General features: G+C 66.8%; 10 protein-coding genes. 6 read left to right on the plus strand and 4 right to left on the minus strand.

The genetic code is table 11. From position 1 onward, the window contains the following. Positions 1-554 precede the first annotated feature (554 nt). From KI388_RS13745 to KI388_RS13770, 6 genes are all read left to right on the plus strand, one after another. On the plus strand, positions 555-3,140 hold the full coding sequence (locus KI388_RS13745) for a histidine kinase N-terminal 7TM domain-containing protein (protein WP_215087148.1): 2,586 nt from the start codon (positions 555-557) through the stop codon (positions 3,138-3,140). A gap of 212 nt (positions 3,141-3,352) precedes the next feature. Beyond that, positions 3,353-7,855, plus strand: a complete 4,503-nt coding sequence (locus KI388_RS13750; protein WP_215087149.1) for a GLUG motif-containing protein — start codon at positions 3,353-3,355, stop codon at positions 7,853-7,855. 1,271 nt (positions 7,856-9,126) lie between these two features. Further along, positions 9,127-9,951 carry a hypothetical protein gene (locus KI388_RS13755; RefSeq protein ID WP_215088796.1) on the plus strand — a complete coding sequence of 275 codons (825 nt, stop codon included), beginning with the start codon at positions 9,127-9,129 and terminating at the stop codon, positions 9,949-9,951. Positions 9,952-10,192: 241 nt separating this feature from the next. Continuing rightward, the gene (locus KI388_RS13760; RefSeq protein WP_215087150.1) at positions 10,193-11,587 is read left to right on the plus strand and encodes an HD domain-containing protein; all 1,395 of its coding nucleotides are present in this window, start codon (positions 10,193-10,195) and stop codon (positions 11,585-11,587) included. A gap of 68 nt (positions 11,588-11,655) precedes the next feature. Continuing rightward, positions 11,656-12,270 (plus strand): VOC family protein, encoded by a 615-nt coding sequence (locus tag KI388_RS13765; protein ID WP_215087151.1) that lies wholly within the window; start codon positions 11,656-11,658, stop codon positions 12,268-12,270. Between the two features lies 1 nt (position 12,271). Continuing rightward, positions 12,272-13,036 (plus strand): phospholipase, encoded by a 765-nt coding sequence (locus KI388_RS13770; RefSeq protein ID WP_215087152.1) that lies wholly within the window; start codon positions 12,272-12,274, stop codon positions 13,034-13,036. A gap of 37 nt (positions 13,037-13,073) precedes the next feature. On the opposite strand, the gene KI388_RS13775 is transcribed toward KI388_RS13770, so the two are convergent. The 4 genes from KI388_RS13775 to KI388_RS13790 all read right to left on the minus strand — a co-directional run bounded on the left by KI388_RS13775 (position 13,074) and on the right by KI388_RS13790 (position 19,708). Next, positions 13,074-13,781 (minus strand): hypothetical protein, encoded by a 708-nt coding sequence (locus KI388_RS13775; protein WP_215087153.1) that lies wholly within the window; start codon positions 13,779-13,781, stop codon positions 13,074-13,076. 82 nt (positions 13,782-13,863) lie between these two features. Next, a complete protein-coding gene (locus KI388_RS13780; RefSeq protein ID WP_215087154.1) occupies positions 13,864-15,921 on the minus strand; it encodes a SpoVR family protein in 2,058 nt (685 codons plus the stop codon). Beyond that, positions 15,918-17,297, minus strand: coding sequence for a DUF444 family protein (locus tag KI388_RS13785; protein WP_215087155.1), 1,380 nt, complete (start codon positions 17,295-17,297; stop codon positions 15,918-15,920). The genes KI388_RS13780 and KI388_RS13785 overlap by 4 nt, the downstream gene beginning before the upstream one ends. After that, positions 17,288-19,708: a kinase anchor protein gene (locus KI388_RS13790; RefSeq protein WP_215087156.1), complete on the minus strand. Its 2,421-nt coding sequence runs from the start codon at positions 19,706-19,708 to the stop codon at positions 17,288-17,290. Before KI388_RS13790 ends, KI388_RS13785 begins: the two co-directional genes overlap by 10 nt. Between the last annotated feature and the right edge of the window lies 1 nt (position 19,709).

Below are 19,709 nucleotides of genomic sequence, written 5' to 3' on the forward strand. Positions count from 1 at the left end.
GGGTATCCCGACCGTCGTCTCGAAGGGATCGGCGAAGCCCGCGTCACGACCGGTTAGGAAGCCGTTCTCGCTGGAGAGCCTCGTCGCATAGCCATTGTCAGCGAGTGACTCGAAGACCGTATGTCCGGGTTGGAGTCGGTTGTGGACGGTCACTCGGTGGATGTGTGCGTCGGATCCGGTGAAGAGGCTCACGTGACTCGGCAGCGACCAGTTCGAGGGGGTCTGAGCCTGGGTGTAGATGGTCGACTCGTCGGTGAGCGTGAGAGGTACGGCATCGTTTCGCGTGTCGCACCGTACAGTGAACAGTTCGCCGCCCGCACGGAGTCGAGCACGACGAGCAACACGTTCGGAGAGGCGTGAGTGCCCATGGGGCACACGTCGGGTGCGGGAGCGTAGTCTTTGATATGTGCCCTACGTATCGAAGTAGAGACGCACAGACGGCTCAAAACCGGTACAGGTGACCCTAGAGCGTCACCGAGCAACATCGTTAATAGCAACCCATGCGGGATATGTGTGTGCAACTGGCAGTGTTCTGGGGAGGTGTCAGGTAGTGTATGAGTAGCTGGCAGTATCCTCCCGTGCTCTGGCTGTTTGTGGTCGCCAGCCTGAGCTCGTTTCTCATCGGTCTGTACGCCGTCTGGTACACGCTGTATCGAGAGCGGCGCCGGCGGGTTGTCGTGGTCGCCGCAATTACTATCTCGATCGCAGTCTGGGTCGGGACGGCGGCAATTAAACTAGCGAGCACTGACCCGGCGATGAAGACACTCTGGTATCGCCTCGAGTTCGTCGGACACGCCTGGCTGCCGTCGCTGTTCGTCGTGCTCGTGTTAGATTACGTCGCGCCCGAGCGAATCACGCGTCGGCTGTGGAGCATTCTACTCGTGATTCCGGTGGCGACGATTGCGCTGGCGGTGGGGACGCCGGACGGGGTGTTTATCGACACCCTCCTCGTCGACGCGGGCGACGGCTACGTCACGATCGAACAACAGGTTACCCCGTTGTTCGGCGTGCAAATCTTGTGGTCCGTCGGCGTGACACTGGTGATGACGACCGCGATCCTGTGGGCTGTTGTTCGCCGACGGGTGCCGCGATTCATCGGGATCATCTTCGGGATCGCCCCACTCATCCCCGTCGTCGTATTCACGCTTCGCGCGCTCGAAATATATCCGCCAGGCGGGTCGGGGTTCGATGTCACCCCAGCGGCTATCGGCGCGACGATGGCCATCGACATGGTGATGATCTACAGACACCGGGTGTTCGATCGGGTCCACACGGGACGGAGCCAAGCGCTCGAGGCACACGCCACCGGCTATCTGCTCGTCCACGACAGCGGCCACATCGTCGACGCCAACGCGGCTGCGGCCGATCTCGTCGGGTCACCTGACCGCGAGGCGTTGATCGCGAGTGACGTCCGCGCGCATCTCCCCGAGGCGGTGCTGTCGTCCGCTGACCGCCGGGTGGTGATAGGCGATCAGACGGTGTTCGTCGAGCGAACCGCGATCGCCGGTGCCGGAGGGACGGGTGGCTACGCGCTGTTGTTGACCGATATCACGGAGCTCGCCGAGCGCGAGCGCGAACTCACCCAATACGCCGCGCTCATCGAGCAACTGCCAGTCGGCGTGTACCGCGTCGACGAGAGCGCCGATCCGAGCCTCCGCTATGCGAACCCGGCGTTAGTCGAGATGCTCGGCGCGGCGTCGCTTGCGGAACTCCAAGCTACATCGATCCCGTGGGTTCGGACCTTGGGTGACGCGGACGCTGGGGGCGTATCCACCAGTAGCGGTGAGGTAGCCGATGGCGGTGCGCAGCCGGAGTTGAGGTCGTCGAGCCTCCGAGACGAAACGCTGCGATGTGCCCGGCTCGATGGCACGCAGTTCTGGGGGCACGCGACCGACGTGGTTGTCGACGGAGACGACGGCAGGTTCATCGAAGGGTCAATGCTCGACGTGACAGAGCTGAAGGAGGCCGAACTAGCCGCCGTCGAGGCACGCGACGAGCTACGCCGGGAGCGCGACAGCACGGAGACGCTTCGGCAGCTCCTCATGGAGACAGCTGCGGTCCCGGCGATCGCAGCGACGATCGCAGAGCAGGCGCGCGAACGGATCGGCGCGGCGGCCGTCTGGGTGGTCGAGGCCGACGGCGAGACGGTGCTTGCGACCGCGGACGAGGCAGTCGGTGGGTCGGGGGATGCGACCACAGACGAGAGTGTCGCACGCCGACGAACGATCGCCGGAGTGGCGCAGTCGGCGATCAGTGCCCGAACCCCTCGTGTGGAAACGGATGGCGGCGACGAGTCGACGCCAGTGACCCTGCTCGCGGTCCCGGCGACGTACGAGGGCGTGTGCTATGGGGCCATCGTCGCCAGCGAGTCGGATGGCGACCCGCGAGAGCCGCTGGCGGAATTCGCGGAGACTGTTGGATTCGTCCAGCACCGCAAGCAGGTTCGGTCGGTGTTGACCGCGCCGACGGTACTCCAGCTCGCGATCGAGGTAACCGACTCGAGTCACCCGCTGCTCGCCATGTGTGTCGACCTGCGCGGGACGCCGTTCGATCCACTCGCCGTAACGACCACGCGACCGGCGAGAGGCGAGGGTGGCGTCGCATCGCTGCTCGTCGAGGCATCGGACGCCACGACAGCGGTGTCGTTCGCCGCCGCCGGGGACGCGGTCGACGCGGTCGTCTCCGCGGAGACGAGAAAAGGAGCCGATGGGCGGTCGCTGGTGCAGGTACGGACGACGGCGCCGACCATAGGCGAGACGATTCGGACGCACGCGGGGTTCATCACGGGGTACACGGTGTACGGATCACGACTCGTGGTCGAGGCGGAATTCCCACGGCGAACGCTGGCGGCGACCGTCCTCGCGGACCTCCGGGAGGCGTGGCCAGGGGCGATACTGCGGACCAAGCGCTCCCGGTCACGAGACACAACGGACCCGGTGTCGGTCGCTGGACTCACCGATCGGCAGGCCGAGGTGCTCGCGGTGGCGACGAAGATGGGCTTCTTCGAACGACCACAGCGGGCGACGGGCGCGGACGTCGCCGAGGTGGTCAACGTCTCGCGGACCACCGTCATGAAGCACCTGCGGGCCGCCGAACACGAGTTGTTCACAGCCCTGTTTGCAGGTGACGACAAAACGTGAATACGCGGTTTCTTGTGGCTGAAACTGCCATACTCGATGTTTGAAATGTATCGGTGAGCATCGGGTGGTGACATATGTAACCCCCCAAAGTATGCCTCCATGCGCTCACGCTCGTACATGTACGAACGCGGTGCAGTCGAGAGTGAGCGGCGTGGACAGCGAACGATGTGGGGCGCACAGTGAGTCTGCGTCGTCGCGTCGGTCTGCTGGTAATGGTGGCGGTGGTCGGCGGACTCCTCGCAGTCAGCGGTGGGTTCGTCGGTGTGGCGGTCGCCACCGAGACCGCACCACAGTGTTCGACCGTGGGCTACACACAAAACGGGTCCGGATGGAACGAAGTCGAAAATGTGAGCCAACTACAGTGTATTGACGCGAATGGGCTCGGCGAAGACTACGTCTTGATCGGCGACATCGACGCCAGTGGGACAAACCAGTGGAACGGTGGGGCTGGATTCGAGCCGATCGCGAACGGGTCGACGTTCACCGGCTCGTTTGACGGCGCTGGCCACACCATCACGACCCTGACGATCGACCGACCCAGCAGTTCGAACCCGGTCGGGCTGTTCAGCGGTGTGAAAAGTACTGGGACGGTGAGCAACCTCACGCTTGAGGAGAGCACCATTTCGGCGAATAACACCGTCGGCGCACTCGTTGGCAATAACAAAGGAATGGTACGCACAGTGGCTGTGACTGGCGAAGTCGAAGGCAACCAAGACGGTGGGGCCAAAGTTGCGCTCCTCGTGGGGAATAATCGCGGTAGTGGCACGATCGAAGCAAGTTCTGTATCGGGATCGATAAACGGCAGTGTCCGAGTCGGAGGACTCGCCGGAATAAACCGGGGGAGGATCCAGAACAGCAACGCAAGTGTCGAGATAACTGCGGACAACCAAGTCGGTGGAATCGCTGGAACCACAGTTGGAGCTATCAGGGATAGTTCAGTGAATGGTACGATTACCGGGATGAAGAATGTCGGAGGGGTGGTCGGATGGAACAGAGGGGCGGTCAGTACGTCGTACGCAACCGGAGGCGTCACCGGAGTCAAGAACGTCGGGGGGCTCGTCGGATTCGCCGGCCAAGACTCTAATATAAATCGCTCGAATGCGACAGGGACAGTCTCCGGTGAGGAGAAAGTCGGTGGACTGGTCGGATGGAACAGAGAGGCGGTCAGTACGTCGTACGCAACCGGAGGCGTCACCGGAGTCAAGAACGTCGGGGGGCTCGTCGGATTCGCCGGCCAAGACTCTGTAGTCAATTCCTCGAGTGCGTCGGGAGTTGTCAGCGCGGACGACAGCGTCGGTGGACTCGTCGGATTCGCCGGCCAAGACTCTGTAGTCAATTCCTCGAATGCGTCGGGAGTTGTCAGCGCGGACGACAGCGTCGGTGGCCTCGTCGGGTACACTAACGGCACGGTCACAGCGTCGACCGCGTCGGGAACTGTCTCGGGGCGTGTGTACGTCGGTGGACTCGTTGGGAGTGCGGGCTCCCCCGCGATGATAAATCGCTCGAGTGCGTCGGGAAACGTCTCAGCACCCCTGGGCTTTGCTGGCGGCCTCGTCGGATATCTAGAAGGTACCGTCGAGCGGTCGACCGCCTCGGGTGATATCGAGGCAACCGCATCCCGTGTCGGTGGACTCGTCGGGTACGCTGAGCAAGACTCTATCATAAATCGCTCGAATGCGACCGGGACAGTCTCCGGTGAGGAGAGAGTCGGGGGACTGGTCGGACGGAACAGAGGGGCGGTCAGTACGTCGTACGCAACCGGGGGCGTCACCGGAGGCCAGTACGTCGGGGGGCTCATCGGCTTTGTCGACGGTACCGTCGAGGACACCTATGCGGCACCGACAGCGGCGATCCGTGGCGATGAGCGCGTCGGCGGCCTCGTTGGCTACATCGACGACACTGGACAGGTCAACCGGTCGTTCGCGACAGGTCTCGTCAACGCCACCGGGAGCAAGTCTGGTGGTATTACACCCCCCTCACCGGGAGCCGTCAGCGACAGCTACTGGAACGCCGAGACGACGAACCAGTCGTCCTCAGGCGGTGGAATCCCACTCACTACGGTCCAGATGACCGGCGATGACGCACTCGACGATGGCAACATGGACGTACTCGACAACAGCGTGTGGGCGACAACCTCGAATACCGACAGCGCCCGGTTTTATCCGACACTCATTGTGAACCTACAGACGCCAGCACCGAATGAACCACTGTATGCCGGTGGGAACGGCACTGAAACGACTCCGTACGAGATCGAAACGTGGAACCACGTTAGTGCGACACGGGAGAATCTCGGGGCAAATTTCACACTTGCGGCGGATCTCAGTCAGTCGACGCGAGGATATGATACAGTAGTGACAGGAGCTAATGGCTTCGAACCCATTGGCGACAGGAGTGCTCCGTTCACCGGCTCGTTTGACGGCGCGGGTCACGTCATCTCGAACCTGACTATCGACCGACCGGCAGAGAATTCCGTCGGGCTGTTCAGCAAACTCGACCACGCTGCAACTGTCGAAAAAGTGGTGATCGACGACGCGAACATCACAGGAAACCGTGTAGTTGGCGGGTTGGTTGGCCGCAACGCCGGCACGGTCCACAACGTCACTATGACGGGGAATATTACCGGAACGAAGCCGAATCAATATACGAACGTTGGCGCTATCGTCGGACGACACGACGCCGCTGGGGAACTCGTGGATGTGAATGCGAGTGGGAGCGTCACCGGGCACGGAAATGTTGGTGGACTCGTGGGTGTCAGTCGGGGAACTGTCACTCGCGCTCACGCCTCCGTGGACGTCACCGCGGATGGAGAGATCGCAGGAGGAGTCGTCGGATATGCGTTCAAACCTTCGGCGATCAACCACTCGAACGCGTCGGGAGCCGTCTCGGGGGGAGGCTACGTCGGCGGCCTCGTCGGGTACCTGTATGGCGAGGTCACAGCGTCGAGTGCGTCGGGAGACACCTCGGCCACGTCGTCTGAGGTTGCCGGCGGACTCGTTGGGTTCGCTGGTCAAGACTCTGTAATCAATTCCTCGAATGCGTCGGGAGCTGTCTCTGGAAGGAACAAAGCTGTCGACGCGGCCAAGAGCGTCGGCGGCCTCGTCGGGTTCACCAACAGCACGGTCACAGCGTCGAGCGCGTCGGGAGCTGTCTCAGGGGATAGAAGCGTCGGTGGACTCGTCGGATTCGCCGGCCAATCCTCTATGATCAGCCGCTCGAGCGCGTCAGGAAACGTCTCAGCACGCGAGAGCTCTGCTGGCGGCCTCGTCGGATACCTGAATAGTGCCGTCGAGCGGTCGACCGCCTCGGGTGATATCGAGGCAACCGAAACCAATGTCGGTGGGCTCGTTGGGCTCGCTAGCCCGGAATCTTCGATAGCTCGCTCGAATTCGACCGGGACAGTCTCCGGTGAGAACAGTGTCGGTGGACTGGTTGGATGGAACAGGGGGGCGGTCAATACGTCGTACGCAACCGGAGGCGTCACCGGAGTCGAGCGGGTCGGGGGGCTCATCGGCATTGTTGGCGGTACCGTCGAGGACACCTATGCGGCACCGACGGCAGGGATCCGTGGCGATGAGCGCGTCGGCGGCCTCGTTGGCTACATCGACGACACTGGACAGGTCAACCGGTCGTTCGCGACAGGTCTCGTCAACGCCACCGGGAGCAAGTCTGGTGGTATTAGATTCAGCTCACCGGGAGTCGTCAGCGACAGCTACTGGAACGTCGAGACGACGAACCAGTCGTCCTCAGACGGTGGCATCCCACTCGCTACGGTCCAGATGACCGGCGATGACGCACTCGACGATGGCAACATGGACGCGCTCAGCGACGGCGTGTGGGCGACCGTTGACGAATCGACGGCGGGCTCGAGCGGTGACGGGTATCCTGTGCTTGCGGCGCTTCCGTTGGACCCACAGATCCTCGTTCCGACGCGTGAGACCAGCGCAGACGACCCGAGCGCGACTGAGCCGGATCCCGAAAGCGGTGGCGGTGAGAACGACTCCAACGACGAAAGCGGCTCCAGCGATGCGAGTGGCTCCAGCGGCGGTGGCGACGGAGGCGGCAGCAGGAGTGACAGTGCCACCTCCCCTCTCGCGGAGACGGTCCACACGCAGACGCTCGAGCACACAGCCCTGAACGAAATCGCGATCGACTTCGCTGAACCTGTCGATGGGCTGGTTCAGGTCACGGTCGTCGAAGCGCCTGACCGGCCCACGATCGAGTCGTCGGCTACCGTTGTCGGCGCCGTTTCGATCACCCCGCCGAGGGAGTCGACCGAGACGAACGCAACGCTGGCGTTTACGCTCAACGCGACCGGCTTGGAGGCGAGCGAGATAGTTCCCGGAGACATCGTCGTCTACCGCGTCGATACAGCTGGCACGGTCCACGACCCGATCACAGTTAGTGTCACAGCGGAGACGAACGACACGGTCACCGTCGCTGTAGAGACACCCGGGTTTTCGACGTTCGTGCTGGCTACCGCACAGTTGGAGGCCGAAACCGAATTGGAAGCGTCGCAGAGTGAATCGGCGACCGAGATGACCGACGGATCGCCCACCAAGGAACCACACGGTGAACCCGAGCCCACGACGGAGGATAGTCCAGCGACGATCGAGGCAGACAACGTTGCGGTCCCCGGATTTGGGCCGCTAGTCGCGCTCGTCGCACTCGTAATGCTCGCGCTTGCCGCGGTCGAGCGCAGCCGGAACCAACCGTGATCGGAGAGATCAACGCGAGCCACAGGTGACACGCGGTCGGCAGCGATCGAGGGCGACTGACGCGCTCACGAGGTTGGTATGTTAAGAGTTACCCCGATCACACGAGCCGGTCGTCCACCCGCGTCGACTCAGGGGCGTCCGTCGACGCCTCTACCCAGCCCTCGCTCGTCGACGTGGGCACGTCGAAGGATAGAACAAACGGCGTCAACAACCCCACCCTACTTCGCTCAGTCTACCGACTTCGCTCGTAGAGGGTGTCGCCAGAACTCGAAGAGTTCTGGCTGCTAACCAGAAATCTGTGACTTCTGGTGATGGGGCTTGTCCGTGAACTCCGCCTCGAACCCGTCCGGGTGGGCGAGGGATCGTAGGAGTTGCTTGTGTCTGTTGGAACCCACGCGAGCGAGTCCGGCACCTCATCGTCAGCTATCTTGAGGGTTCGTTTCCCGAAGATTCGAATGGCGACTCGATAATCCTGATTAGTTTCTTCGCTGTACTCGAGGACGCCGTGTTCACGGTTGATCCACACGACGACCTCTTCGGCTGCGTCTCGACTTTCGAGTGCGTCTGCGAGCCCGCCAACCTATCTTTCTTCGAGGAGAGAATCCCGCGGTAAACGGCGGGAGTGAATCCGACAAGTCCTCTACAGACCACGTTCTGACGCTGATGCGGATATTTATGTAGTGTCACGTCGGAGCATGACGTACATCGAGGCGGTTTCACCGCCACCTAACTGCACAATATCGGGACTCCGAGAATCAGAACGTTCGAGACACCCTCTCGAACCGCTGTGGTGTCTCGGTCAAGATAACTCCGAGTCCCCCCTGCCGGGGGATAGGAGTAACGGCGGTGTGGCCCCGTCCTCAGAAATCGAAGATTTCTGATGGGCTGCACGAGAACAGCGTTCTCGTGAACGCCATCGGCTCGTCATGCCGACGAGTCGTCAACCAGCAAATATCCCAACCCAGCGGTGCGGTACCGTGGGAAGCCCCGTCGGTTACCACGGGGAGGAGGTCACACAGCCGATGCTGCCCGAGATCCAGAAAACCTCTCAGAGGCTGAATTAGCGCGCCTCCTCCATCGAAAACTCGCAGACTGAACATAATTACGGTGAATCTACCGTAAATCCACGAGCTAAAGTTGACACTCCTAAGCTGTCTCTTGGCTTTTCGTTCTTTCTCCCGAGAGCGGCCTGTCACCGGGCCCGCAGACTGCCCCGCTTAGTAACCGTTAAACACCGGGTGACCAATGCGTCAACCATGCAACGACGCGCTGTGGCCGTGTTCGTCGCGCTGTTCCTCGCCATTGCGGGCGTGGCGGGCGCGCTGACCGCGACGGCCGATAGTCCGGAGATAGCGCTGGAGAACCCGGAAGTCGATGTCTCTGAAAGCGAGTCGATCGACGTTGACGGGGAGTCGTACGTGGTGGCCGACATCTCGGAGACCGAGAACGATGAGGGGCAGATGATCATCTCGGGCGTGCTCGAACGCGAGTTCACGGCGGAGACCTCCGAGACGTGGGCGAACGACTCGACGGTTTCGCTTGACGATCGCGAGTGGCGCGTCGAGGTTACCGGCGAGAACGCCACCGAGTTCACGCTCGTTGAGGTGCTCGATCGGCAGGCGATCCTCGAAGGCGACGAGAACGCGGAAAACGAGACGGTCACGCTCGACGACGGTGAGTACGTCGCGGTGACGGACGACTCGGGTGAGCGGACGTTAGTGCCCGTCGACGAGTACTTCCCTGCGCCCGAGGAGCGGTCGCACGCGACGGGTGAGACGCTTGAGTACGACGGGCAGACGGTCACGGTCGACGAGGTGACGGCCGACGGTGCCGTCCTCGTGTGGGAGACCACCGAGACGGAGACGGTCGAAGTCGCTCAGGAGTCGATAGTGACGATTGAGGGTACGGACTACGTCGCGCACTTCCCCGACACTTCGACGCTTCGGATGTCGACGGACATCGAGGCGTACGAGACGCAGACCGCCGAGATAGACCGGTTCAACCAGTACAACAGCGGTCTCTCGCGCGTGTTCATCCTCTCGGTCCTGTCGTCGATCATGCTGGCCGGGATGGCGTTCATCCCGTCGCGGTACTGACCTCTCATCGGGTACCCCCCGGACTTCTACCGACAGCCACTACTTCCCGCGACCGTGACTCTAGGTATGACTTCGACACCGGAGAGCGCGCGGCGGACGCGCCCTCTTCAGCGAGCGCCGCCCGCCGCGTGACGGTCGCCGCCGGTGTCGGTGACGGCCGTATTGGTGCCGCTTCCGATCGCTCGTTCGGCCTTCGGAGGCGTCGTCCCGTTCGGCTGGCGGTGATCTCGGCTACCAACTAATGACCACACAGATCAAAGACCCCGTCCACGGATACATCGAACTCTCGGACCCGGTCGTCGATCGCGTGATCGACACCTCGGCGTTCCAGCGGCTCAGGTACGTCAAACAGCTCTCTGCGACGCATCTCGTCTATCCGGCGGCCAACCACACGCGGTTCGAACACAGTCTCGGCGTCTACCACCTCGGGCGTCGCGTCTTCGAGAACCTCCGCGAGGAGCCGTACTTCACCCGGGAGACGTCGTCGGAGACGCTAGACGAGATCCAGTCGACGCTGGAGTGCGCGTGCCTGCTCCACGACGTCGGCCATCCGCCGTTCTCGCACGTCTGCGAGCGCTTCCTCGACCCGGCGGCGCTGCGGGATCGGCTCGCGCAGCGCGGGTTCGCTGCGTCGCTTCGCGAGGCCGGGGTCGGGGACGCTCCGCTCCGCGAGGCGAGCCCGCACGAGCTCATGAGCTGTTTGCTAATCTTAGACCGCTTCGACGACGCGCTTCGGTCGTTGTCGGTCGACCCGGAGGAGGTGTGCGCGTACGTCTTGGGGTACAGCCTGGTGTACGAACGCGGCGGACCGTGGCAGCACGGGCTGGGCGCGCAGCTGCTCCATTCGCCGGTCGACGTCGACCGGCTCGATTACATCTCTCGGGACAACTGGATGACGGGCGCGAACGTGTTGAACTTCGACACCGACCGCATGGTCGACGCCTACACCGCGCACCCCGACGAGGGGCTGGCGCTCTCGGAGAAGGCGCTTTCGACGCTCGGTAACTACCTCGAAGGGCGGATCGCGCTGTACATGTGGGTGACCCAGCACCACAAGTTGGTGTTCGCGAACGCGCTCCTTCGCGACCTCACCGAGCGGGCGGCCGCGCTGACCGGCGAGCCGCCGGTGACGATCGACGGCGTCCTCGACGGCGAGATCGACGACAACACCGTCGCGGAGCGGCTGCGACGACTCGCGCGCGACCGGCCTGAAACCACGTTTGCGACGCTGTACGACCGGTATCGCTCACGCCGGTTCCCGACGACCTGCTGGAAACACCGGATCGCGTACGCGGACCGGATCGACGTCGACCGCGAGGCGTTCGGGGAGTGGCTCGTTTCGAGCGACGACCGTCTCGAACGCGAACTCGCCGGCGAACTAGGCGTCGCGGCCCACGACGTGTGGATCGAGCGGTCGTACGTCCCCGAGTACGAGCCTTCGGAGCTGGCCGACATCCCGATCGCCTACGGGGGGACGACGCGGTCGGCCGGCGACTGGGGACTGTACGGCGACCGCGCGTTCGACAGCCCCATTCCGTTCGTCTACGTGCCGGACGGGAACCGGAAGCGCGCGACCCGGTGGCTCGTGGAGCGGTTCCGGGCCGAGTACGGCGCTGGACGGGAGCCCAACCGATAACACCGGTGTCAGCCGGTCACCGTGCCGTCCCTCTCGTTTTTATACGTCTCGGCCGCCTCCGTTCGGGTATGAGCGACGAGAGCCCGGCTCCGGTCACGTCGGAGCGTCCGGACGCACCGTTCCACACCAGCGGCACCGACCACATCACGGTCTGGGGGAGCAACGAGGAGGACACCCTCGCCTTCTACCGCGACCTGCTCGGGATGCCGCTCGTGTTGCGGCAGCCGAACCTCGACGACCCCTCGCAGACGCACCTCTTCTTCGATACCGGTGACGGCCGGATCCTCACGGTGTTTGTGAGCGACGAGCGAGCGTCCGCGCGCGGCCAGCGCGTCAACACGGGCGCCGTCCACCACCTGTGTTTCAGCGTCGAGCCGGACGAGTACGAGGAGATCATGGCCGCCCTCGAAGAGGCGGGCAAGGGATACAACGTGTTCGACCGCGGCATCTTCCACTCGATTTACACGCAGGACAACAACGGGCTGGTCATCGAGCTGTCGGCCGACAAGTACGAGATCCCCGCCGACCGGAAGGGCGAGGTGCTCGCGACCGCGCAGCGCCTCCGCGAGGAGGACGGCGCGGATTTCGCGCAGGACCGCCACATGGAGGGCGCCCTCGAAGAGCTTGGCCTCCCGGTGAACAAACACGACCTGCCGGACGCCGACGCCGGGGTCGGAGTCTGAGATGGCCGGACGATCCCCGGACCCGCACGCCGGCGACGACCCGCACGGCGACGAGCCGCTCGTCACCGCCGGGACGCCGCTCGACGACGCCGACGCGGCGCTCGTGCTCGTTCACGGGCGCGGCGCGACCGCGCGGAGCGTCGTCGACCTGGGCGAACAGCTCGCCGGCGACCGCGACGTCGCAGTCTCGCCGGCGGAGTCGCCGGCTGCCAGAGAGGCCTCCGGTCTCTCACTACTCGCGCCGGCGGCCGCCGGCAACACCTGGTACCCGAACTCGTTCCTCTCGCCGGTCGCGGACAACGAGCCGGGCCGCACCTCCGGGCTTCGAGCGGTCGGCGCCGCGGTCGACCGCGCGGTCGAGTCCGGAATCGACCGCGATCGCCTCCTCGTCGGCGGCTTCTCGCAGGGCGCCTGTCTCGCGAGCGAGTTCGTCGCCCGGAACCCGACGCGGTACGGCGGTATCGCCGTCTTCAGCGGCGGGTTGATCGGTGAGTCGATCGACGTCGACGACTACCTCGCGGACGCGACCGCGGCCGGCCCGGAGGGGTCCACGGGCGCCGACGGGGGTCCTCTCTTCGGGACGCCGGCGTTCGTCGGCTGTAGCGACGTCGATCCGCACATCCCCGAGGAGCGGGTCCACGAGACGACGGCGGTGCTGGAGGCGCTCGGCGCGGACGTCGACGAGCGGATCTACGAAGGGATGGGGCACGGGATCAACGACGACGAGGTCGAGGCGGCCTCGGAGCTGGTCGCGTCGCTTTCGTAGGTCCGCCTCTCGGCTTCCGAGCCCTTGTCGCCCTACTCTACGGAGCCGCGGCGATCGATAACCCCAGCGCCGCCAGCGCGGCGACGAACAGCGCGCCGCCGAGCGCCGTCGCCCCCGCTGACAGCCCGCCCGTCAGCGTCGCGACCGACGCCGGGACCCCGACGGCGGCGGCGAAAAGCGCCACCGCGATGCTTCCCGTCGCCATCGGGTCGGCGGCTCGGACGCGACGCCGGAGTCCGGAACACTCCTTCGACGGGGCGGCGTCGCGGTCGGCTCCGTCGCCGTCGCCCGCTCGCTCGGCGGGGCCACCGTTCCCGGGCGCACCGCCGGCCTCTCTCGTCTGTCGCCCGGTCACGATCCGCCAGCGGCCGTTCTCGTTTCGCGCCCTGGCGAACTCCCCGCCGACGAGGTCGGCGGCGGCCGGGGAGTAGCCGAGTCCGCGGACCAGCGCGAGGAAGTCGCTCTCGTCGTACCGGCCCGCGGTCGGCCAGCGGTAGCGGTCGCGCAGACGCTCGCCGGTCGGGAGCGCGTACGCGACGCGGACGACGTCACCGTCCCGCTCCCACCCGAGCAGCTGGACCCGGACGGTGCCGTCCTCGGCGGCGTGGCGGTCCAGCAGGTACAGTTCGGTCGCGTCGTCGAGGGCCGCCGGGTCGCGCTCCGCGAAGGCGAGCGACGGCTCCTCGGCGGTCGGTTCCGACCGCCCGACCTCGGGACTGCTCGCCTCCGTCTCCGGAGCGTCCATGGATATCGTTGTCGCTCGACGCTGATAAGTGTCGATCCGAACGGTCAGGAGCCCCGGGACCGCGGTCGGTGGCGCCCCGGCCTCACGCCAGCCAGTCGTCGGGCTTCGTGTCGTAGTCGACCTCGTCCGCGACGATGCGCGCTTCGACCGCGTCGTCGAGGTCGTGTTCGGTCACCTCGCCCCCGTCGTACTGGAAGCGAACGCCGACCTCGGTGCCCTCCGGCTCCTCGCCCCGGCGCTTGGCGCGCCGGGCGGCGCCCTCGTCGTACTCGACGCGGACCGTCGCGAGGTTCACCGGGCGGCCCCACAGCTCGAAGACGCGCTTCAGCGTCTCCTTCGCGCGCTCCTCGTCGAGCGCGACCCCGTTGTAGCGGTGGCCCAAGAGGAGCTCGCCCCGGTTCCGGAAGTTGCCGTCCAGCACGACGACCGTCGGCTTGCCGAAGTTCGTGAACCGGAGGAGCAGCTTCCGGCGCACGTCGTCGGCGTCGACGCTGGCGACGCGGTGCTCCTCGGCGGCCCGGCTGTACTCGTAGGTGAAGTAGTTCCCCTCGCGGACGAACTCGTCCGTGAGGAACGCGTCGATGAACGTCACGTCGTTGTGGCTCTCGCGCACCTCGAACATGCGCTCCCAGCCGGCCGCGCGGTCGACGTCGTCGATCGCGGCCCCGACCGTCTCGTACCGGTCGACGTCGAACAGGTACCGCGCCTGCTCTTCGAGCGCTTCCCGGGAGACGTTCCGGAGCGCGCCGCGGTGGTCCGACCGCGAGAGGACGAAGTGCCGCTCCGCGAGCCCCTCGCGCGTGAGCAGCTTCCACGGGTACCGTTCGACGTCGACGTCGCCGGACCCCTCTTCGTCGTCGCTTCTCTCGGACAGCGCCCGGTCGACCGCCTCGGCGTCGACGCGCGGGTCGCCGTCGGTGGCGAGGTCGGCCAGCTCGTCCAGCGTCGCCGGGCCGGCGCCCGCGATCGCCGGGTGTGGTTCGAGCAGGGCCGCGACCTCGTCTAAGTCGATCCGCGAGTGGAAGTTCTCGGGGGTCACCCCTTCGACGCGGAGCAGCTTGTCGATCACCTCTCGGCGGGCGGCCCGCAGCTCCACGTGCGTCCACAGCTCGAACCCGAGCTTGTAGGGGTTGAGCCCGGGCGAGCCGAGCACCCGCGACATGTGATCCGCGTACGTGAGGAACTCGTCGGGACCGGCGAACCCCTCGCCGCCCATCATCACCGACTCCCAGTACGTCGCCCACCCCTCGTTCATGACCTTCGTCTGCTTCTGTCCCGCGAAGTAGTACGCCTCCTCGCGGATCGCGTCGATGACGGTCGTCTCCCACGGCTCGCGGTCGACCGCCTTCCCGCTCTCGGAGTCGTACCGCTTCCCGTGGTCGCGCAGGAACGCGAGCACGTCCGGACGCGGCTCCTCGGGTTCGACTCCCTCCCCGCGCTCTTCGAGCCACTCGTCGTCGAACACGTCGCGGCGCACCTCCGCGGAGAGGTCGAGGTCGTCGATCCGGTCTTCGATCGCCGCGAGCGGGTCCGCGTCGTCGTCGCTCACGTCCGCCGCGACGCCCGGCTCCTCCACGGAGCGGGCGGCGTCGACCGGGCTGTGCTGGTCGATCGTGTCCTCCAAGGCGGTCACGGCGTCGATCAGCCGCTCCACCTCGTCGCGGTCGACGTCGGCCCGCCTCGCGATCGCCGCGATCCGGTCGGCGTTGCGCTCCAGCCGCGCCGCGGCGTTCGGGCCGTCCTCTCCCCGGTCGGCGTAGAGGCCGAACCAGTCGTTGTTCGAGAAGAAGTCCGCGTGCGCCTCCACGTGGGTGATCACGGCCTTCTGGTCGGCCACCGAGTTCGACTCCTGGAGGAACGCGTGGGCCGGGTCGTCGTTGTTGACTATCTCGAACGCCTTCCCCAGCCCGTGGCGGTCCTTCTTCTTCTGTCGCTCGTAGTTCATCCCCCACCGCCAGTGGGGGTACCGGCGCTGGAAGCCGCCGTAGGCGATCAGCTCGTTCATCTGGTCGTGGTCGACCACCCAGTACCGCACCGGGTACGGATCCAGTCCCAGCCGCTCGGCCAGCGCTCGCGCCTCGCGGGCCGGCTCGTCCAGCGTCTCGGCCTCGCGTTTCGCCTCGACGCGTTCGTCCCTCATCGCCGTTCACCTCCGTCGGCGGCCGCGGACCCGCCGGGAGCCGCGTCGCCGTCGCCGGACGCCTCCGTGCTGAGTATCTCGTAGATGGCGTCCGTCACGTCGTCCGGCTCCGAGACGCGCGCCACCGCGACGTCGTCGGCGTCCGTGAACGCGGACTCGACCTCGTCGGCGTGGCGGGCGTTGGCCGCGCCGTCGCCGGGCTGGGTCTCCACGTACGCGTGGAGGTTCGCGTCGATCGACTCCATCAGCGGGACCACCCGCTCTCTGGTGTCGCTGCCGGCGTTCTCGGAGTCGCCGGCGGCGAACACGTACCGGTTCCACTCGCTGTACGGGTACTCCTCGAGGAGATCCTCGACGAGTTCGTAGGCGCTGGAGATCCGGGTCCCGCCGCCCGACTGGACCCCGAAGAACTCCTCGCGGTCGACCTCCCACGCCTCCGCGTCGTGGACGACGTACCGGAACTCGGCGGCGTCGTACTTTCCGGTCAGGTACCAGTCCATCGGCGTGAACACGCGCTCGACGAGTTCGCGTTTCGTCTCCCGCATCGAGCCCGAGGCGTCGCGGACGTTGACGACGACGACGTTGCGCTCGCGCTCCTCGATCACCTCCGGGTGCCGGAACCGCTCGTCCTCCCGGCGGAAGGGGACGCTGTCGAGCCCCTCGCGGCGGATCCGCTGGGTGACCGGCTCGCGGTCGACCGCGTCGTCGAGCGCGTCGAAGCTCTCCCACCGGTCGAGCGCTTCCACCGGCTCGCCCGCCTCGTCCGCGAGCGTCGCGGCCGCGTCCGCGATCCACGCCCGCGAGACGGGGATCCCCCCGTCGCGCGCCCACGCGAACACGTCGTCCACGTCGGCGCCGGCGACGAACAGCCCCTCGCGGACGTACTCGCCGTCGAAGTCCGTCGCGAGGTGGCGCTTCAGCCCGCGCTTGAAGAACTCGTCGACGTCGAGTGTGCCTCGCGGACCGGCGCGCGCGGTGTCGGTGAAGTCGCCCTCCACCTCCTCGATAACCCGCTTCCCCTTCGGTTCGAGGTCGAGGCCGAGCGCCTCGTCCAGTTCGCGGGCGAACTCCTCCGGGTCCATCTCGTAGTACTCGTGATCGCCGCCCTCCTCGCCCGGCTCGCCCGCCTCGTCGCCGTCGCCCGGCTCGGGGTCGACCGGCTGGCCGGGCTGCGGCTGCCCGTCGCCGCCCTGTCCGACCCCGCCCGCGGACCGCTGATCGTACTCGAAGGCGGGGAGGTCGACCACCTTGACGGGGATCCGAATCCGGTCCGGACCGGAGCCGCCGAGGTTGCCGTGGCTGATGAACTCCGCGAGGTCCTCCCGGCGCGTCTCGCCCACCTCCCGGAACCGCTCGCGGTCCTCGGTCAGTCCCACGGGCTCTCACCCCCGTTCGGGTCGCCGCCGTTCGGATCGCCGTCGGCGGCGCGCCCCCCGTCGACGTCCGGCCACTCCTCCCGCACGTCCTCCATCACGGCGCGGGTCGTCAGCTCCGCGGAGGCGGGGCTGTACCCCCGCTCGCACAGGCGAGCCACCGTCGCCTCCTTCACCCGCGCGGTCTCGGTGTCGGCGGGCGGGTCGGGCCACGCCGCGGGGTCGAGGTCCGGGAACCGCCGCTTCACGTCTGCGAGGTCGTTCGCGTCGATCACCGCCTTCAGGTCGGGCACTTCCCGGAGGTCGACGTCGTCGACGCTGAACGCGTCGCCGCGGTTGCGCCACGCGTACCGCGTGAGCCCCCGTATCACGCGCTCGCGACGGAAGCGCTCGACGTCGCGGCTCGGCTCGGTCCCGCGGTAGTCGCCCTCCTCGAACCGCCCGAGCGTCTCCGTCTCGAACACCTTCATCGCGAGCGGGTCCGGCGCTTCGTCCTCGCGGTCGCGCCTCGTCGGCTCGCCCTCGTCCCACGCGTACACGTGCTCGACGTACTCCGCGACCGTCTCGGTCGAGACGGTCTCCTCCGCGAGGACCGCGTCGACCACGTCTTCCCGCTGTCGCTCGCGGATCCGCGCCGCGACCGGGTCGCGGCGCCCGGCGAACTCCGCGGCCTCGGCCCGCGAGAAGACGGGGGCGTCCTCAAGCCCGTCGGCCATCGCGTCGAGCACGTCCGTCGGGGTGACGACGCGCTCGACGGGGAGGTCGGGGTGGCTGCGGTCGGCGGTCGTCGCGAGCAGGTCCGCGAGCGCGTCCCGGGCGTAGGTGACCGGGATCCCGTTGCGCCCGTCCCCCGCCGCGAGGTCGACGTCGTCGACGGTGACCGCGTCGTCGCCGCGCCGCGTCTCCCCGGTCTCGTACAGCTCCGCGGTCTCGATCAGGTCGAGGTCGCCCGGCAGGTCGTCGGCGTCGAGCCGCGTGACGACCGCGTACAGCGCCGCGGCCCCGACCGCGTGAGGCGCGACCTCGCGCTCGACGACCGTCCCGTCCGACTCCCGGACCTCGACCGACAGCGGCGCCGCACCGGGATCGCCCGCGGCGACGTCCCCGCCGTCCGCGCCGGCGGCGGCAGTCGCGTCGGTCGCGCCGGGGTCGTCGGTGCCGGCGCTCGCCCCCTCGACCGCGGTCGCGCCCGCCACCTCCCGGCGGAGCAGCCGCGCCTCCAGCCGGCGGTTCGTGAGGTAGCGGAACTCGTGTTTCGAGAGCCGCCGCTTCAGCGCCTTCAGCGGGTCGGCGTCCCCCCGCTCGGCGTGGCGGTCTAGCTCCGCGTCGAGGTCGGGATTCGAGATGACGATCAGCTGGGTGTCCAAATCCATCCCGATCCCCTTGTCCAGCTTCACGCGCCGCTCGTCGGGGACGTTGAGCAGTCGCCGGAGCAGGTCGGCGTGCTGGCTCGCGTCCTCGACGACGGTGGCGACGCCGTTCCCCTGCGAGAGCACGCCGTCGTAGCTGAACGCCTGCGGGTTCTTCCGGCCGCGCGAGTCGAGCTCGCGTAACATTCCGCCCATCCACGAGCCGACGAGCCGCTCTTTCGGCGTCCCGTCGTCCTCGGCGTGGAGGACGCCGATCCCCCGGCCCACGTCGACGACGTAGCTCGTCACGCGCAGGTGGTCGCGGTCGGTGATCGACGAGAACAGGTCCCGGCGCCCCCGCTCGCGGTAGGCCGACTCCAAGTGGTCGTACGCCTCGCGGCTGAACGGGTCCAGCTCCACGTCGGCGGCGATCGGGTACGCGTCGTCGACCGCGTCCGCGACCGACTCCCGGACCCCCTCGGGGAACACCGACAGCGGGTGCGACTGGACCGGGCTGCGGTACCACTCCCCGGCGTCGCCGCCGTCGCCGTACGAGAGCGACGCCGCGCCCGCGCCGCCGCCCCCGCCGGTCCCGGCCCCGCTCACGTTCCACTCGACGGTGTACCGCCTGCCGGCGTCGGTCTTCGAGAACGCGCGGAGCCCGTTGATCAGACACCGCTTGAACTCCGACTTCCCCGTCGCGGTCGGGCCGTCGATCCAGACGATTGTCTCGTCGCTGCCGCGCCCGGTCGCGGCCGCGCGGAGGTCGTCGACGAACGCGTTGAGCGCGCGGGTGTTGCCCAGCACGGCGTGTTCGCCGCCGTTCGCCGGGTCGTCGAAGAAGCGGTACCGGTCGAGCGTCTCGCCGCGCTCGCGGACCTCCCGGGTGCCCCGCGACTCGATGGCCGCGAGGACGTACCCCGCGCCGGAGGCGGCCGCGGTCGGACGCTCCAGCACGCGGTCGACGTAGGACGCGAGGCTCATCGGCGGGTCGTACGCCCCTCGAAGCGCCTCGTCGGCGGCGTCGAGGAACCCCTCGCCGTCGGGTCGGGTGCGGTCGCTCATC

The sequence above is a fragment of the Halorubrum sp. 2020YC2 genome, assembly GCF_018623055.1.
In the GTDB taxonomy this organism is placed as follows: Archaea; Halobacteriota; Halobacteria; order Halobacteriales; family Haloferacaceae; genus Halorubrum.